This window comes from Pseudoalteromonas sp. APC 3893 (assembly GCF_030408095.1).
In the GTDB taxonomy this organism is placed as follows: domain Bacteria; phylum Pseudomonadota; class Gammaproteobacteria; order Enterobacterales; family Alteromonadaceae; genus Pseudoalteromonas.
In genome coordinates, this window is record NZ_JASDCD010000071.1 from 1 (window position 1) to 1184 (window position 1184).

Below are 1184 nucleotides of genomic sequence, written 5' to 3' on the forward strand. Positions count from 1 at the left end.
CGCCATGATAAAGCTGTACTAGCTGATTGGTTATGTGTGCGCGTAATTGCTTCTTAACCCACTGATACGGCACACTATAATAATGTTTTTCTATTTCTACATGATAATCAATGTGTACTCGCACCGTTTTGATTTGTGTATAGTGATAGGGCTTTTGAGGGAGTGGTTTTAATACTGGTTTATCAACAATATCAAAGAGCTGTTTGCGTGATTGTTGATATTGCTTCATCACCTTATTGTTCATAGCATCAAGTAGCTTTGTTATTTCTTGATTTAAGTGCGCCAAGCTGTAAAAAGTTTGGTTACGCAGACGTGCCATGATCCAACGCTCAACAATTTGTACACCGACTTCAGCCTTGGACTTATCTTTGGGTTTATAAGGTCTGGCGGGTATGACAGCGACATTAAAATACTCGGCTAGTTGATGATACGTGGGGTTTAAATCAGGCTCGTAGCGACAGGGTTTACTAACGGCACTTCTGAGATTGTCGGGAATAACAAGCTCAGGCACACCGCCTAAAAATTCAAAGCAACGCGCATGACTCATCACCCAATCTTCAAGTTGCTGGCTATACGTTGCCTCAGCATAGGTATAATTTGATGCGCCGAGCACGGCAACAAATACTTGAGCAGTCCGTGTCTCCTGCGTTGTAGGGCATGTGATGGTCAGTGTGGGGCCACAATAATCCACAAACAGCTTTTCACCGCCTTTATGATGCTGACGCATCGACAACCGTTGTTTTCCCAACCATTGCCGATAGGCGCGGCAGAAGTGGCTATAGCTGTAATAAGGCTCACCAACTTTCTCACGTAATTCATCGAATACTAACTGCAAGGTTAAATGTTTGTGCAGCTTTAAATCCCTGTTGATAGCGAGCCAATCAGGTGTTGGATATCTTTTTTGACGGGGTGAGAAGTCCCTGACTTTTGTCTTAAGAAAAGTATCGTGTTGTTTATCTTCAGGTAACGGCCATTGATTTAAGCCTAACTCATTGGCCTTTTTAACGTAATTAGCGACAGTCCCAGGGGAGATATTTAAGCTTCTGGCAATCTCTCGATGGGATAATTTAGCTGAATATTTCAGCCGTAAAATAGCCTGTAATTTACTCATAGATATAGGTCTTGTTGACATGATTGTTATCTTCATCAAATGATTTAGATAACGGTTTAACATACCTACAAAA

1 protein-coding gene is annotated in these 1184 nt (G+C 41.7%); it reads right to left on the reverse strand.

Features of this window, described 5'->3' with window-relative positions; genetic code table 11:
- A partial coding sequence (gene istA / locus QMA12_RS22015) for an IS21 family transposase (RefSeq protein ID WP_290295320.1) occupies positions 1–1132 on the reverse strand: 1132 nt, incomplete at its 3' end.
- Positions 1133–1184 lie beyond the last annotated feature (52 nt).